Source organism: Nitrosomonas oligotropha (genome assembly GCF_009833085.1).
Classification (GTDB): Bacteria; Pseudomonadota; Gammaproteobacteria; order Burkholderiales; family Nitrosomonadaceae; genus Nitrosomonas; species Nitrosomonas oligotropha.
In genome coordinates, this window is sequence record NZ_QRBZ01000070.1 from 1 (window position 1) to 1189 (window position 1189).

A 1189-nucleotide genomic window follows, 5' to 3' on the forward strand; every position below is an offset into this window, starting at 1 on the left:
GGTTGAAAGCGCCAAACGACAGCGCGGTTAAATATCAGAGAGCGAAGAAGCATGGCAAGACTGACACTATTTGAATCCAAGTTGCTGTTGGCGTTAGAAGCGGATGTACGTCGTCCGAAGAAGGATCGGCGCACAGCATTGATGCTGTTCAAAGAGATATTGAACGAAGGCTATACGGGCGGTTATAGCATTGTTTGCGATTTTATCCGAGAGTGGCGCAATCAAGGCAGTCAGAGTAAATCGGTTATATGTGCCGCTGCGGTTTACGTTGGGTGAAGCTTTTCAGTTTGACTGGAGCGAAGAGTGGCTGGTGATTGGCGGCATTCACCGCAAGGTGTTGGCAGCACACACCAAGCTATGCGCCAGTCGTGCTTTCATGTTGTCGGGTTATCCGTCACAAAGCCACGAGATGTTGTTTGAAGCTCATACTCGTGCATTCACAGCTTTTGGCGGTGTGCCGAAACGTGGCATTTACGACAACATGAAGACGGCTGTGGACAAGGTGTCCAAAGGTAATGGACGAGTAGTCAATACGCGCTTCTTTGCGATGACGGCGCATTATCTGTTTGATCCGGATTTCTGCAATGTTGCTTCCGGCTGGGAGAAAGGCGTTGTCGAGAAGAATGTTCAGGATATGCGCCGCCGCCTTTGGAATGAAGCCAAACAGCAGCAATTCAGTTCATTCGATGATCTGAACCGATGGCTTGAGGCATGCTGCCGCGCGTTGTGGTCTGAAATTCAGCATCCGGATTATGCGGGTATTACCCTTGCCGATGCGCTGGAGCAGGAACAATTGTACTTGATGCCGATGCCAGCACCGTTCGATGGCTATATCGAAGTGTTGGCGCGCGTATCCAGCACGTGTCTGGTCACATTGCAACGCAATCGTTATTCCGTACCTTGCCGCCTGACCAACCAGATGGTAGCCGTTCATCAGTATGCCGACCGTATTGAGATCGTTCATAACAATGCTGTAGCAACCTGTCATACCCGTTTGCTGGATAGCGACCAAGTCAGCTATGACTGGCAGCATTATATTCCGGTCATTGAGAAGAAACCGGGCGCCTTGCGCAACGGTGCCCCATTTGCTGAATTACCGGCACCCTTGTTGCAATTTCAGACTGCATTGCGGCGCAGAGAACACCAGCAAGCCGATCGAACCATGGCCAAAGTACTGAGTCTGGTACCA

The 1189-nt window shown here is 50.9% G+C and carries 1 pseudogene; it reads left to right on the top strand.

The annotated features are described in order from the left end of the window. Nucleotides 1-1189 (top strand): annotated as a pseudogene (istA, locus tag ABD07_RS14670) (IS21 family transposase); the annotation flags it as partial.